The organism is Geodermatophilus sp. URMC 60 (assembly GCF_053502585.1).
In genome coordinates, this window is sequence record NZ_CP199958.1 from 354,771 (window position 1) to 368,817 (window position 14,047).

Consider the following 14,047-nt stretch of genomic DNA (forward strand, 5'->3'; position numbering starts at 1 on the left):
GTCGAGCCTAGGCCCGGGCGATCGCCCGGAGACCGGCGAGCAGGTCGGCGTACCCGGCCACCGGGACGCCGTCCACCGTGGCCCCCGGCGCCCCGGTGACGCCGTCGATGGCCCCGGCCGCGGTGGCGGCGTCGAGCAGCTGGGCGTCGACCTGCGGGTCGAGCAGCGCGGCCAGGGCGTCCCGGTGCTGGGGAGCCAGCCGGGCCAGCCCGGCGACCAGTCCGGAGCAGCCCCAGTTGGACGTGCCGGCGACGACGAGGGCGTCCACCGGCACGCAGCAGGCGATCCGGTCGCCGTGCGCGATGCTGGCGGCGACGACGTCGGCCGGCACGTTGCCCATGCCGATCTCGTTGCCGCCGTCGCCCACCGCCCCGGTGACCAGGCCGGGCAGCGCGAAGGCCGCGTGCAGCGGTGCGGTGGAGTCCGTGACGTCGAAGCCGCGCATGGTCAGCACGCGGCCGTCCGCGTTGGGGCCGAGTCGCTCGACCGCGACCAGGTGCGAGAGGCCGAGGCCCGCCACCCGGGCCCGCGCCTGCGCCTCGTCCGCGGACACCAGCAGCACCTCCGGCCGGCCGGTGCCGAGCACCTCCAGGCAGGCGCCGGTCACCTGCGCGCACGGCTCGTCGGTGAGCACCACCGGATCGGCGCCGAGCACCGCCAGGGCGGCGGCCAGGACCGCGGTGCCGACCGGCCCGTCGGTCTCCGCCGCGGGCGTGGGCGCCCAGGCGATGTGCACCCCGGTGACCAGGCCGACCCGACTGCCGGCGCGCCCTGCGGCGGCGAGCTCCCCGGCCAGCCGGGCGAACTGCCCCGGGACGGCGGCGGCCAGCCCGGTCACGTCGCGGGCGCCGGGACGCAGCAGCGCCCGCTCGATCCGCGCGAGCGCCTCCGTCACGCCACCGGCGGGCGGGCCTCCGCGAGCACCCGCTGCAGCGAGGCGAGGTACCGGTCGGGCACCGAGTGGTCCCCGCGCGGCGGCAGGAAGCCCTCGACGGTGGCGCCGGTCACCGCCGCGAAGGACGCCGCCTCCTCCCCGAGCGCGCGGACGACGACGTGCCCGCCCCAGGCGGTGCTCCGCGCCAGGTGCGCCATCGCGGCGGCGCTCTCGGCCCGCTCCCCCACGCAGTCGAACGGCTTCTCCGTGGCCCACAGCCGCCGGAAGCCGTCGGCCTGCGACGGGTCGGCCAGCGGGTCGCCGCCGAACACCTCCCGGGCCTCGACCGGGGTCAGGAAGACCGCGAAGCAGAGGAAGGTGAACAGGCACTTGTCGCAGTGCAGGCACCAGCGCTGGGTGGCCTCGCCGCCCATGTGCGCCTGCGTGTAGCTGCGGTTGCAGCTGAGGATCTCCCCCCGCAGGTCGGGCAGGTTCGCGACCGCCGCGACCGTCGCCAGCTCCGACAGCTGCCGGGTGAGGCTGAAGTAGCCGACGCCCACCTCGGCCGCCGCGGCGGAGAAGAGCCGCTCGAACTCGTAGGACTTCGAGTACTGGTGGTTCACCCGCGCGCCGTTGACCGTCAGCGTCTCCTCGTCGGCCGACCGCTCGTTGGCGAACACGACCGGGTCGAACCCGCCGAGGACGGCGACCAGCGTGGCGATCGCCGAGTTGATCGCGGTGACCGGCACGTGCCCGTTCAGGCCACCGGCCCGCGTGCGCTCACCCAGCAACGGGTCCAGCCGGCGGCGGACGCCGATCAGCGGGACGCCCGCGGCGCGGGCGACGTCGCGCTGGGCGTCGGTCGGGTTGACCGCGAGCGCGGTGGCCGGGGTGACGACGACCAGGGCGAGGGCGGAGTCCTTGCCGCCGCCGACCGGCAGCAGCGCCTCGCGCCCGCCGCCACCGGCCGGTGCGGGGACGTCGTCGGTCGTCTCCAGGTCGAAGGCGACCTCGTGCGGGACCGGCAGCCGGTTGACCGCGGCGAACTCGCCCAGCCCGTGCGTGTACGCGGCCTCGGCGACGGCGGCCTGCGCCTTGGTGACGGGCCGCCGGACGACGACCCGCCCGGGCGCGCGCAGCTTGTAGTAGCTGGTGCCCATGACCAGGTGGACGAGGTCCAGGGCGGCGTCCACCCGCGCCGGGTCGGCGCCGGCGACCAGGCCGGGGTCCAGGGTGAGCCGCTCGGTGAACTCGTCCCCGGCCAGCCGGTAGGTGAAGGCGGCCTCGCCGGTCGCGGGGTCGAGCGAGCGGCCTGCGACGACGAAGGCGTCCTGCTCAGACACGCGACGCTCCGGCGTCGAGGAGGATCTGCTCATAGGTGCGTGCCAACTCCTCGTAGTTGCGGAAGCGGTTGTAGCTCGGCGCGCCCGGCGAGAGCAGCACCAGGCCGCCCGGGCGGGCGCTGCGCAGCGCCGCGGCGACGGCGTCGGCCAGGGAGGCCGTCTCGGTGACCGGCGCGTCGACGCCGGCGGCGGCCGCGGCGGCGCGCAGGTCGGCGGCGAAGCGGGCGCCGGTGTCCGGGATGGTGAGCACCTGCACCGTCCCGCCACGGGCGACGACCGCCGCGGCCAGGTCGGTGTGGTCCAGCCCGCGGTCCTGCCCGCCGGCGATCAGCGTGACCTGCCGACCCGCGAAGGCGTCGATCGCGGCGCGCACCGACACCGGGGTGGTGCTCAGCGTGTCGTCGACGAACGTGACGCCGTTCCGCGTGGCCACCGGCGAGAGCCGGTGCGGCAGCGCCCGGAACCCCGCGACGGCGGCGCGGACGGCCTCGGCGGACCGCTCGAGGTCCACCCCCATCCGGACGCAGGCGGCCAGCGCCACGTGCAGGTTGGCGACGTTGTGCACGCCCGAGAGGCGCTCGAGCGGGAAGCCGGCCAGCCGCGCCTCGGGGACGACGTCGGCCGGGTCGACCAGCACCGCGGGGTCCAGGTGCTGCTCGGCGATGGACCGGGCCGATGCGCCCACGACCACCGAGCCCGGCACGCAGGCGGCGAAGACGTGCAGCTTGTCGCGGTAGTAGGTCGCGACGTCGCCGTGCCAGTCCAGGTGCTCGGGCGACAGCGAGGTCACCGCGCCCCAGCCGGACCAGCCCTCGACCGCGGCCGCCTGGTAGCTGGAGACCTCGACCACGAGCGACGTGGGGTGGGTGGAGGGTGCATCGGTGACGGCCCCGTCCAGCAGGACGTCGAGCAGGGGGGTGCCGATGTTGCCGGCGTGCACGGCCGGCCGGCCGGCCGCGGTCAGGACGACGGCGGCCAGCGCACTGGTCGTGCTCTTGCCCTTGGTGCCGGTGACGCAGAGCGTCGGGACGTCCCGGGCGGCGAACTCGGCCAGGGCGACGCCGGTGCCGGAGGTGAGGGTGGTCCGGGCGGCCAGCGCGCGGGCGTCCTCGCGGTAGGGGCTGATGCCCGGTGAGCGGAACACCACGTCGCAGTCGGCGAGCTCGGCGACGTCGGTGCGCGCCCGCACGCCCGGCGGCAGGTCGGCCGGCGGTACCGCGTCGACGACCACGACCTCCGCCGCGCCGGCGGTGAGTGCGGCGCGCACCGCGGCCCGCCCCTCACGCCCGTGACCCCAGACCCCGACGCGCTGCCCGGCCAGCTCGGCGAGCCTCACCGGCCGTCCCGGGACGGCGGGGCAGCGCGGTGGGTCACGACGCCCACTGTACGGAGGAGGGGTCGGCGGGACGGCGCACGCGGCGGGTCGCCGGTAGGGTCTACGGACAGGTGCGCCGGGAAGTCTGGTCGGCAGGTCCTCCGTCGACGACCCCTCTGGAGCCGCCCATGAGCCCGTCCACCCGCGCACCCCTCCTCGGTCGCGGATCCTGGACCGAGACCCGCCGGATCGCCGACATCCTCCGCAAGGAGACCGTCGGCGGCGCCCTCCTGCTGGCCGCGGCGGCGGTCGCGCTGGTCTGGGCCAACTCCCCGTGGGGGGCCGCGTACGAGACCCTGCGCGACACGCAGGTCGGGCCGGCGTCCCTGCACCTGGACCTGTCGCTGGGCACCTGGGCGGCCGACGGACTCCTCGCGGTCTTCTTCTTCGTCGCCGGCCTGGAGCTCAAGCGCGAGTTCGTCGCCGGCGACCTGCGCGACCCGCGACGCGCGGCGCTGCCGATCGCCGCAGCCGTCGGGGGCATGGCCGTGCCGGCCCTGCTGTTCGTGCTGTTCAACCTCGGCCGGGACGACGACGCGCTGCGCGGCTGGGCCATCCCGTCGGCGACCGACATCGCCTTCGCCCTCGCCGTCCTGGCGGTGATCAGCACCCACCTGCCGAGCGCGCTGCGCACCTTCCTGCTCACGCTCGCCGTCGTCGACGACCTGCTGGCGATCGCGGTGATCGCGGTCTTCTACACCGACGACTTCTCCGCCGGGTCGCTGCTGCTGTCGCTGGTCCCGCTGGCGGTCTTCGGGTTCCTCGTGCAGAAGCGGATCCGCTCCTGGTGGCTGCTGCTGCCCCTGGCACTGGTGACCTGGGTGCTGGTGCACGAGTCCGGGGTGCACGCCACCGTCGCCGGTGTCCTGCTGGCGTTCACCGTCCCGGTGGTGCGCAGCCGTGCCGCGGGCGGCCCGGACGCCGGCCCCGGCCTCGCCGAGCACTTCGAGCACCGGTTCCGGCCGATCTCGGCGGGTGTCGCCGTCCCGGTGTTCGCCTTCTTCTCCGCCGGTGTCGCGGTCGGCGGGCTGTCGGGCCTCACCGAGTCGGTCACCGACAGCGTCGCCGTCGGCATCGCCGTCGGACTGGTGCTGGGCAAGACGATCGGCATCACGGGGGCGACCTGGCTGGTCTCCCGCTTCACCCGGGCCGAGCTGGACGAGGCGCTCGGCTGGCCCGACGTCGTCGGCCTGTCCCTGCTCGGCGGGATCGGCTTCACCGTCTCCCTGCTCATCACCGAGCTCGCCTTCGGTCTCGGGACGGATGCCTACGAGCACGCGAAGGTCGGCATCCTGACCGGCACCCTGCTGGCCGCGCTGCTGGCCACCGTGGTCCTGCGGCTGCGCAACCGCCGCTACAAGCGGATCTACGAGCACGAGCGGGCCGATCTCGACCGGGACGGCATCCCGGACGTGTACCAGCGGGAGACGGTCGACGACCGCGCCGATCACCGGCCGGACTGGAAGGGCGCACCCCCGCCCGGGCGCACTGCGGGCGGTTCGGCCGAGAGCTGAAAATCCGCGTTGCCGATCCCCTCGGACGCGACGTACCGTCGAGGTACACGAGAGGGGAGGTGGTCCGACCAATTGAATTCTTATCGGACTCGTGAGGTGGCTGTCCGCTAGCCGCCGTCCAGATGGGCCGCCCGTTCGGAGTGGAATCCGAACGACGGCATGATCGCCCGTCCGTCGTACGGCGGCGAGCGAGAACCGGACAGTCACCCGACCCCCGGGCTGCCGACATTTGTCCAGTCGGCCCACGTGCCGCCCCCTGGCCCAGCCAGGCAGGGCGCCGTGGAGCAGCCCGGGGGTTGTCCGTTCTCCGGGGAGGTCAGCTGGCCACCGGCCGCTCCGTCGGGACCGGGGACTCCCCCGGCGCCTGGGTCGCTGCCGCCCTCCAGCACGACGGCACCGTCGGCTCGCTCGTGCCGCCGGTCTTCGCGGCCTACGCCCGGGTCCTGCACCCCGCCGTGCGCTACGCCGGCGACGAGGACGTCGACGTCCGCTGGGACGAGGTCGCGGCGTACAACGGCACCACGGCGCACCGCCTGATGCAGTGGCCAGCGGTCACCGGCTCCTGGGAGCACGTGGCCGAGGAGGACCAGCCCGACGTCTGGAACGACAGCCCCGCCGAGGGCCACCTGCCCGCGCACGTGGCCGCCGCGCTGGCCGGGCTGCTCGCCGGGTGGACGACCACGCCGCAGGAGTGCTGGTTCGGCTGGGCCGACGACGCCCACGACGACCGGCCGCGCCTGAGGCTGCCGTCCGGCGAGCTGCTGCTGCGCCGCGGCCCGGTCACGCTGGCCGCGGCCAACTTCGCCCCCGAGCCGCAGGAGCAGAGCGCGGCCGCGTGGTGGCCGGCCGACCGCGCCTGGTTCGTCGCCACCGGCCCGACCCTGATGAGCACCTACGTCGGCGCTCCGGTCGGCGCGGTCGACGCCCTCCTCGGCTCCCTGCTGGAGGTGTACCCGGCGTCCCCCGACGACCCGATCGGCTACGACACCGACCCGGTCAACCCGGCACCGACGCGCTTCTGAAGAAGGACCCTCTGCCCCCCACGCCTCGCAAGCTCGGCGCGGGTGGCCCCGTCCAGAGGCCCGCCGCGAGCTTGCGAGCGGTGAGGAGGACGGGGTCCTCTCTCAGAGGACCGCGAGCTCCGCGGCGAGGTCGTCGAGGCCGAGCGATCCCTGCGACAGCGCGGCCATGTGCCACGCCCTGCGGTCGAACGCCGCACCGCGCGCCCGCTGCGCCGCCGCACGGCCCTCCAGCCAGGCGCGCTCGCCGAGCTTGTAGCTGATCGCCTGCCCGGGCAGCCCCAGGTAGCGGACCAGTTCGCTGTCGAGGAACGCCGGCGTGGCGCCGCTGTGCTCGCCGAGGAAGGCGCGGGCGAGCTCGGGGGTCCACGGCCGCCCACGGTGCTCGGCGAGGGCGCCGTCGGCGTCGTCCGGGACGGGCAGGCGCAGGTGCATGCCGATGTCGATGACCACCCGGACCGCACGCAGCTGCTGCGCGTCGAGGTAGCCCAGCCGCGTGCCCGGGTCGGCGAAGTAGCCGAGCTCGTCCATCAGCCGCTCGGCGTACAGCGCCCAGCCCTCGACGTTCGCGCCCACCGAGCCCAGCGAGGTCTGGTAGGTCGACAGCTGCCCGGACACGTACGCCCACTGGGCCAGCTGCAGGTGGTGGCCCGGGACGCCCTCGTGGTACCAGATCGAGGTCAGGTCCCAGAGCGGGAAGCGCTCCCGGCTCAGCGTCGGCAGCCAGGTGCGGCCCGGGCGGGAGAAGTCCTGCGCGGGCCGCGTGTAGTACGGCGCGGCCGCGCTGCCCGGGGGCGCGATCATCGCCTCGACCCGGCGGATCGGCTCGGCGAGGTCGAAGTGGACGCCGTCGAGGGCCGCGATCGCGTCGTCCATCATCGTCTGCAGCCGCTCGCGGATCGCCTCGACGCCGTCGACGGCCGGGCCGTGCACGTCCAGCCAGCGCATGGCCTCCATCGGCGTGCCGCCGGGCACGACCCGCTCGGCCTCGGCCCGCTGCTCGGCGAGGATCCGGCGGTGCTCGGCCCAGCCCCAGGAGTAGCCCTCCTCCAGCCCCCGGCCGGCGCCGAGGTCCGAGCCGGTCCAGCGGCGGGCGGCCAGGGCGTAGCGGTCCCGGCCGACGGCGTCCGGCGTCCCCCCGGCCTGCGGGAGGTAGGCGTCGCGGAGGAAGTCGCGGACCTCGGCGACCGCGCCGTCGGCGGCCCGCGCGGCGGCGTCCAGCTCACCGCGGAGCGCGTCCGGGCCCCCGGCGGCGAACGCGCCGAAGAAGGGCCCGCCCAGCCACTCGCCGAGTTGCTCCACGACCGTCGACACCTGGCGCGGAGCCACGAGCAAACCGCGCCGGGCGCCCTCCTCGAGCGATGCGCGGAAGCCGCGGTAGGCCTCGGGCACCCGTGCCATGCGGCGGGCCACGACCGCCCAGTCCTCCTCCGAGGACGTCGGCATGAGCAGGAAGACCTGCCGGATCGAGTGCACCGGGCTGAACAGGTTCGACAGCGCCCGCAACCCCTCCCCGGCCTCGTGCGCGTCCAGCTCGGCGCCCAGCCGCTCGCGCAGCAGGCGGGCGCAGCGCCGCTCGACCGGGTCCTCGTCCAGCGACGGGTCGACCGCCAGCACGCGGTCGAGCTCGGCGAGCGTGTCGCGGGCCAGCTGCGCCTCGGCCTCCAGCCCGGCGGGGCTGGGGTCGGGCAGCCGGTCGTCGCCGGGGCGGGTGCCCAGCGAGGTGGCGACGATGGGGTCGAGCTCGCAGACCGCGTCGACGTACCGGTCGGCGACCTGCCTCGGCGTGCCGCTCACCGGAGCCGCTCCAGGCGGGCCGACATGGTGGGGCGCAGCGGCTCGTCGCCGGTGGCACGGTCGATCGCGTACATCAGCGCGCCCTCCACGATCCCGTAGAGCCGGACGGCGCGGGCCACGTCCGGGGCGTCCGGGGTGCGGGCGAGGACGTCGGTGGTCAGCTCCCAGCTGGTCGTCGTCCGGGCCCGGCCGACGTAGAGCTCGACGAGCCCGTCCGGGCTGGTGACCAGCAGCTCGACGTCGTCCCCGCCGCGGGGCCGCCAGAAGCCGGACTCCCGGACGGCCGGCCCGACGACCGTCCCGTCGTCGGTGAGCCGCCAGGTGCGGGAGTCGTAGGCGAGGAAGCCGCGGCCGTCGTGGCTGAACCGGATCCACTGGCCGAAGCGGTGGTCGCCCCCGGCCCCGGCGGCCTGCCCCTCGCCGTGCCACTCGCCGAGCAGCGGCAGGACGGCGAGCAGCTCCTCGGAGACCTCCGGTCCGGAGCGGACGTCGACGGTGTCCTCGACCGGCAGCTCGGTGTCGCCGTTCACCGCCGCGTCTCCCGCGGACGGCGGGCGAGCCGGGCGGCGCCGTACCCGCAGCCGAGTGCCGCGAACGACGCCAGGGCGACGAGGACCCAGGCAGAGACCATGCGCTCCACCGTAGGGCCGCCTGGTGACGTGCTGGAACGGCCCCGTCCAGGGCACCGTCCTGAGCGTGCGAAGGACGGGAGGACGGGGTCCTTCTTCAGCCGGTCACCGGGGCCGCTCCGGCGGTCGCCGCGACCACCTCGTCCCAGGACGTGGCCGAGAGCCCGAAGGTCGCGGTCGTCGCCGAGGCGTCGATGACGTAGGGCCGGTCGAACTGGTGCCGCACGTCGACGATCTCGCGCATCACCGGTGAGGCCAGCCCGACCGCGCGCAGCACCGGCCACGGGATGCTGCGCACCCGTGCCGGCGGAGCACCGAGGGCCGCGGCCAGGTCGGTCAGCGCCTGCCGCTGCGAGCGCGGCGGCGCGCTGGGCACGTGCCAGGCCCGTCCGGGGGCCCGCTCGTCGGTCCCCAGGACCGCCAGGGTCGCCGCCACGTCGGGTAGGTACGCCCAGCTGCGCGGGACGTCGGGGTCGCCGACCACCCACGCCGTCCGGCCCCGGCGCAGCGCGGGCAGCTGGCGGACCAGGTGGGAGTGCTCGGCCGGCACCTGCGGGCCGACGAAGTCCGCGGCGCGGGCCTCGGTCACCCGCACCCGACCGGCCTCGTGGGCGGCGAGAGCGTCCCGCCACATGCGGTTGCGGACCCGCCCCTTGAGATCCGTCGCGGCGAGGGGGGTGTCCGGGCCCATCGGCCCGGTCGGCGCTCCGTAGCCGTAGAGGTTGCCCATGATGACCAGGACCGCGCCGGTCTGCTCGGCCGCGCTCAACAGCGCCGCGGCCACCGGCGGCCAGTCGGTCGCCCAGCGGTGGTACGCCGGGTTGACCGCGTTGTAGAGGGCCGCTGCCCCCTGCGCCGCGCGAGCGACAGCGGCGGTGTCGGCAGCGTCCACCTGCCGGTGCTCGACGGCGTCGGTCGACGTCCCGCCACTGCGGGAGAGCACCCGGACCCGGTGACCCCGCTCCGCGAGCAGCTCGGCGGTCGTCGTCCCGACCGGACCCTTGCCGACGATCACGTGCAATGCCATGACCCCTCCTCGGACCGATTGGAGAGCAGTGCTCTCGGGTGCGACCGACGCTCACACATCCCCCGACGAAGGTCAAGAGCACCGCTCGCGATTGCGTGCACCGATCTCGGGACGCACGATGACCTCGTGCCACCGACCGTTCGCGAGCGCGTCCGCGCCGAGCTCACCGCCGAGATCACGGCCGCCGCGCGCCGGCAGCTGGCCGAGGTCGGCGCGGCCGGCCTCTCGCTCCGGGCGGTCGCACGGGAACTGGGCATGGCCTCGTCGGCGGTGTACCGCTACTTCGCCAGCCGCGACGACCTGCTCACCCGCCTGATCATCGACGGCTACGACGCCCTCGGTGCCGCCGCCGAGGAGGCCGACGACCCGCACGCGCCGCCCCGGGACCGCTGGCTGGCGGTCTGCTGCGCCGTCCGGGCCTGGGCCCGGGCTCACCCTCACGAGTACGCGCTGCTCTACGGCTCGCCCGTGCCCGGCTACGCGGCTCCGCGGGACACGGTGCCGGCGGGTGCACGGGTGGGCGTGGTGCTGGGCCGCATCCTCGGCGACGCCGCACGCAGCGGCGCGCTGCCCGTGGCGGCCGGCGGGGAGCGGGATCCCGAGCTGGTGAGCGACGGGACGGCCGCGATCCTCGGCGGGGAGCACCCCGCGCTGGACGACGCCGTCCGGCTACGTGCGCTCCTGGCCTGGAGCTCGATCCTCGGGACGATCAGCTTCGAGCTCTTCGGTCACCTCGTCGGGTCCGTCACGGACACCGACCGCTACTTCGGCGTCGCGATGGGCGAGCTGGCCGATCTCGTGGGGCTCTGACGTGCCGTTCACCGGCAGCCACCCGCCCGCGGTGCTGCCCCTCCTGCGGACGCCTGGGCGCCCCGGCACGCGCTGCTGGCCCCCGCGGCGCTGTCCGCGGCGCCGGCCGGCCTCCGCGGCAGGCTCGCCTGCGTCCCGATCGGCCTGTGCCGGCGGCTCCGGTCGGCCCGCGCGGCAGGCCTCGTCCTGCTCGCCCTGGCCGTCGGCGGGTTGAGCGCGACCCCCGGCGCGCCGGACCTCCGTTCGGCGGCCGTGGCCGCGGCCTCCCGCGGCGGGGGCGTGGTGCTCGCGACGGCCGTCGCCCTGGCCCTCGTCTCCGTCCTGCCGGCGCGCGTCCGCCCGGCGGGCGGCGCCGGTCGGCGACGCCCCGGTTGAGTTCCGGCCCCGGTGGGCAGGGTGGTGGACCGAAGCGGGGACAGTCGGACGTTGAGGACGTGGCGGCGGCATGCAGGTGCGGGAGGACGGCCGGGACGGCGGGCTCCGTTCCGACGTGGAGACCCTGCTCTCCCGCACCCTGGCCCGCTACGAGCGCGTGCTGGCCAACGTCGCCGACGGCATCTACGGCCTGGACGCCGACGGCCGCGTCGAGTTCGTCAACCCGGCGGCGGTGCGCATGACCGGGCTCGCCCCCGAGGAGCAGCTCGGGCGCGACCAGCACGCGGTGATCCACGGCCGCCGGTCCGACGGGTCGCCCTACCCGAAGCAGGAGTGCCCGGTCTGGCACGCGCTGACCACCGGCCGGACCGTCACCGCCGACCAGGAGGTGTTCTGGCACCGCGACGGCACGCCGGTGCCGGTCGAGCTGATCGCCGTCCCGACGGTGGAGGGCGGCGCGGTGACCGGCGTGGTGGTCTCCTTCCGCGACCTGACCGACCGGCTGGCTGCCCGGCGCCAGGCCGCGGAGCTGCAGCGCGTGACCGAGCGCGCCGCGGTGGAGCGGGCGCTGTCGGACCGGCTGCAGCAGGCGCTGCTGACCCCGCCGCCGGAGCCCGACCACCTGCAGGTCGCCGTGCGGTATCGCCCGGCCGCCCACGGGGCGCAGGTCGGCGGCGACTGGTACGACGCGTTCCTCCAGCCCGACGGCGCGACGACGCTGGTCATCGGCGACGTCGTCGGCCACGACAGCGACGCCGCCGCGGCGATGGGCCAGCTGCGCGGCCTGCTGCGGGTCCTCGCCTACGACGACGACGAGCCACCGTCGGCGACGCTGTCCCGCGCCGAGCACGTGGCACGCGGGCTCGCGGTGAGCACGATGGCGACCGTCGTCCTCGCCCGCATCGAGCGGCACCCGGACGTGCCCGTCGCAGGCACCCGGGTGCTGCGCTGGAGCAGTGCCGGTCACCTCCCGCCGGTGCTGCTCGCCCCCGACGGTTCGACGACGCTGCTCGAGACCCGCCCCGACCTGATGCTCGGCATCAACCCCGACGCACCGCGTACCGACCACACCGCCGAGCTGGGCGACGGGCACACCCTCCTGCTGGTCACCGACGGCCTGGTCGAGCGCCGGGACGCCGACCTCGACAGCGGCCTGGCCGCCCTGCAGGAGGCGCTGCGCGACCTCGGCGAGACGCCCCTGGAGGAGCTCTGCGACACGCTCCTCGCCCGGATGCTGCCCGAGCCGGGGGCCGACGACGTCGCCATCGTCGCCGTCCGGGCCCACCCCGAGGACCGTCCGCGCCCGCCCGAGGCCGGCCCCAACCGCCTGCCGCCCGGCGCCGACTGAGCAGGGACCCCCTGCCCCACCGTGGAAGGACCCGTCCTCCCCACCCCTCGCACGCTCAGGGCCGGACCCGGGACGGGGCCGCGGCGGGACCCTGCAGGGCGCCGTCCTCCCACGCTCCGTGCCACGCACGACAGCGCCCCTCCCGGCCCGAGCCGGGAGGGGCGCTGTGTCGTCCATCTAGGCGATGGCGACGGTCGTCTCGTTCAGACCCACGTCCGCGGTGAGCAGGCGCTCGCCCCTGCCGACCGGGGCCAGCGAGCGGAGCTTCCACTCACCCGGGGCGGCGAAGAAGCGGAACTCGCCCTCCGGGCTGGTGACCACCTCGGCAGTGAACTCGTCGGTGGCGTCGAGCAGCCGCACGTAGGCCCCGGCGACGGGAGCGCCGTCGTGCCAGACCTGGCCCTGGATGACCGTCTGGGTGCTCAGGTCCACGCCGGCCAGCGCGCCGCCCTGCTTGGGAGCGCCGCACATGCTCAGGCCCCCTTCTCGATGGGGACGCCGACGAGGGAGCCGTACTCGGTCCAGGAGCCGTCGTAGTTCTTGACGTTCTCGTGGCCGAGCAGCTCGCGCAGCACGAACCAGGTGTGGCTCGACCGCTCGCCGATGCGGCAGTAGGCGATGGTGTCCTTGCTGGTGTCGAGGCCGGCCTCGGCGTAGAGCTTGGCGAGCTCCTCGTCGCTCTTGAAGGTGCCGTCCTCGTTGGCCGCCTTGCTCCACGGCACGTTCACCGCGGTGGGGATGTGGCCCGGGCGCTGCGCGCCCTCCTGCGGCAGGTGCGCGGGGGCGACCAGCTTGCCGGCGAACTCGTCGGGCGAGCGGACGTCGACCAGGTTCTTCTGGCCGATAGCGGCGAGGACCTCGTCGCGGAAGGCGCGGATCGAGGTGTCGGGCTCCGCGGCCTGGTACTGGGTGGCCGGGCGCTCGACGGCGTCGGCCGACAGCGGGCGGCTGTCGAGCTCCCACTTCTTGCGGCCGCCGTCGATCAGCTTGACGTCGGAGTGGCCGTAGAGCTTGAAGTACCAGTACGCGTAGGCGGCGAACCAGTTGTTGTTGCCGCCGTACAGCACGACGGTGTCGTCGTTGCTGATGCCCTTCTCCGACAGCAGCTCCTGGAACTGCTCACGGTCGACGAAGTCGCGGCGCAGCGGGTCCTGCAGGTCGGTCTTCCAGTCCAGCTTGACGGCGCCCTCGATGTGGCCCTTGTCGTAGGCGCTGGTGTCCTCGTCGACCTCGACGAAGACGATGCCGGGGGCGCCGATGTGCTCCTGGGCCCAATCGGCGGAGACGAGCACGTCGTTGCGGCTCATGAGGGGTGTTCCTCCCGTGGTCGGTGGATGCGGTCGGTGGTGCGCGTGCGGGTCAGGCGGAGGCGGGTCCGGGCCCCGGGACGCGGCGCACCGTCCGGTGGTGCGACTTCAGGACACCTGGGTGCGGGGGCTTCCGGACGGCGGTCGGGGCACGTCTGGGCGAGCGGTGTCGTCCTCAGACGGCCGGACACAGGCTGCTGCCGACGCGGCACAGGTCCACTGTGCGGCGGGAGGTCAGCAGGAAGCCCACGGGCGCGAGGGTAACGGATCAGGCGTCCCTCCCGGCCCGGGAGGCGGCAGCCGGCACGTGCGCATCGACGAGGGCGGCCAGCTCCGCGGGGCGCGGCGCCCCGCTGCTGCGGCCGACCAACCGGCCCGCCCGGTCCAGGTAGAGCAGCGTCGGCGTGCGGTCGACGCCGAGCGCGCGGACGGCGTCCAGGTGGCTCTCCGCGTCGACCTCCACGTGGACCAGGCCGGGCCGGGTAACCTGCAGCTGGCGCAGCCGCGCCCGGGTGGCCCGACACGGCCCGCAGAACGCCGTCGAGAACTGGACGACGGTCAGGTCGGCGCGGCCGGGGTGCACGCCCAGGTCCTCGAGCACCGCCCCGTCCGTCCGGTCCACGTCAGGC

Annotated in this window: 14 protein-coding genes; 4 read left to right on the top strand and 10 right to left on the bottom strand. The window is 75.5% G+C overall.

The window, feature by feature from the left end; all coding sequences use genetic code 11:
• Positions 1 to 7: 7 nt before the first annotated feature.
• Genes ACWIX3_RS01760 through murD form a run of 3 tightly spaced genes read right to left on the bottom strand, consistent with a single transcriptional unit; the run spans position 8 to position 3,553 of the window.
• A complete protein-coding gene (locus tag ACWIX3_RS01760) occupies positions 8 to 895 on the bottom strand; it encodes a glutamate cyclase domain-containing protein (RefSeq protein WP_448610365.1) in 888 nt (295 codons plus the stop codon).
• A complete protein-coding gene (locus tag ACWIX3_RS01765; protein ID WP_448610366.1) occupies positions 892 to 2,217 on the bottom strand; it encodes a hypothetical protein in 1,326 nt (441 codons plus the stop codon). The genes ACWIX3_RS01760 and ACWIX3_RS01765 overlap by 4 nt, the downstream gene beginning before the upstream one ends.
• Positions 2,210 to 3,553 carry a UDP-N-acetylmuramoyl-L-alanine--D-glutamate ligase gene (gene murD, locus ACWIX3_RS01770; RefSeq protein ID WP_448610367.1) on the bottom strand — a complete coding sequence of 448 codons (1,344 nt, stop codon included), beginning with the start codon at positions 3,551 to 3,553 and terminating at the stop codon, positions 2,210 to 2,212. Before murD ends, ACWIX3_RS01765 begins: the two co-directional genes overlap by 8 nt.
• A 167-nt stretch (positions 3,554 to 3,720) precedes the next feature.
• Here murD and nhaA point away from each other — a divergent pair, with 167 nt between their 5' ends.
• Together nhaA and ACWIX3_RS01780 are read left to right on the top strand one after the other, a co-directional pair.
• Positions 3,721 to 5,106 (top strand): Na+/H+ antiporter NhaA, encoded by a 1,386-nt coding sequence (gene nhaA / locus ACWIX3_RS01775; protein WP_448610368.1) that lies wholly within the window; start codon positions 3,721 to 3,723, stop codon positions 5,104 to 5,106.
• A 296-nt stretch (positions 5,107 to 5,402) separates the two neighbouring features.
• A complete protein-coding gene (locus ACWIX3_RS01780) occupies positions 5,403 to 6,128 on the top strand; it encodes a hypothetical protein (protein ID WP_448610369.1) in 726 nt (241 codons plus the stop codon).
• A 102-nt stretch (positions 6,129 to 6,230) separates the two neighbouring features.
• On the opposite strand, the gene ACWIX3_RS01785 is transcribed toward ACWIX3_RS01780, so the two are convergent.
• From ACWIX3_RS01785 to ACWIX3_RS01795, 3 genes are all read right to left on the bottom strand, one after another.
• Positions 6,231 to 7,922, bottom strand: a complete 1,692-nt coding sequence (locus ACWIX3_RS01785) for a DUF885 domain-containing protein (protein ID WP_448610370.1) — start codon at positions 7,920 to 7,922, stop codon at positions 6,231 to 6,233.
• Positions 7,919 to 8,452 (bottom strand): FABP family protein, encoded by a 534-nt coding sequence (locus tag ACWIX3_RS01790; protein ID WP_448610371.1) that lies wholly within the window; start codon positions 8,450 to 8,452, stop codon positions 7,919 to 7,921. Before ACWIX3_RS01790 ends, ACWIX3_RS01785 begins: the two co-directional genes overlap by 4 nt.
• 196 nt (positions 8,453 to 8,648) lie before the next feature.
• The gene (locus ACWIX3_RS01795) at positions 8,649 to 9,578 is read right to left on the bottom strand and encodes an NAD-dependent epimerase/dehydratase family protein (RefSeq protein ID WP_448610372.1); all 930 of its coding nucleotides are present in this window, start codon (positions 9,576 to 9,578) and stop codon (positions 8,649 to 8,651) included.
• Positions 9,579 to 9,704: 126 nt separating this feature from the next.
• Between ACWIX3_RS01795 and ACWIX3_RS01800 the strand changes: the two genes are divergently transcribed.
• Both ACWIX3_RS01800 and ACWIX3_RS01805 read left to right on the top strand, forming a co-directional pair.
• On the top strand, positions 9,705 to 10,388 hold the full coding sequence (locus tag ACWIX3_RS01800; protein ID WP_448610373.1) for a TetR/AcrR family transcriptional regulator: 684 nt from the start codon (positions 9,705 to 9,707) through the stop codon (positions 10,386 to 10,388).
• 445 nt (positions 10,389 to 10,833) lie between these two features.
• Entirely contained in the window at positions 10,834 to 12,111 is a 1,278-nt protein-coding gene (locus ACWIX3_RS01805) for a PP2C family protein-serine/threonine phosphatase (protein ID WP_448610374.1), read from the top strand.
• Between the two features lie 177 nt (positions 12,112 to 12,288).
• On the opposite strand, the gene ACWIX3_RS01810 is transcribed toward ACWIX3_RS01805, so the two are convergent.
• The 4 genes from ACWIX3_RS01810 to ACWIX3_RS01825 form a co-directional block, all read right to left on the bottom strand.
• Entirely contained in the window at positions 12,289 to 12,582 is a 294-nt protein-coding gene (locus ACWIX3_RS01810; RefSeq protein WP_448610375.1) for a DUF1416 domain-containing protein, read from the bottom strand.
• A gap of 2 nt (positions 12,583 to 12,584) precedes the next feature.
• Positions 12,585 to 13,418: a sulfurtransferase gene (locus tag ACWIX3_RS01815; protein ID WP_448610376.1), complete on the bottom strand. Its 834-nt coding sequence runs from the start codon at positions 13,416 to 13,418 to the stop codon at positions 12,585 to 12,587.
• Between the two features lie 175 nt (positions 13,419 to 13,593).
• Positions 13,594 to 13,668, bottom strand: a complete 75-nt coding sequence (locus ACWIX3_RS01820) for a putative leader peptide (protein ID WP_448612507.1) — start codon at positions 13,666 to 13,668, stop codon at positions 13,594 to 13,596.
• 18 nt (positions 13,669 to 13,686) lie between these two features.
• Positions 13,687 to 14,040: a thioredoxin family protein gene (locus tag ACWIX3_RS01825; protein ID WP_448610377.1), complete on the bottom strand. Its 354-nt coding sequence runs from the start codon at positions 14,038 to 14,040 to the stop codon at positions 13,687 to 13,689.
• Positions 14,041 to 14,047 lie beyond the last annotated feature (7 nt).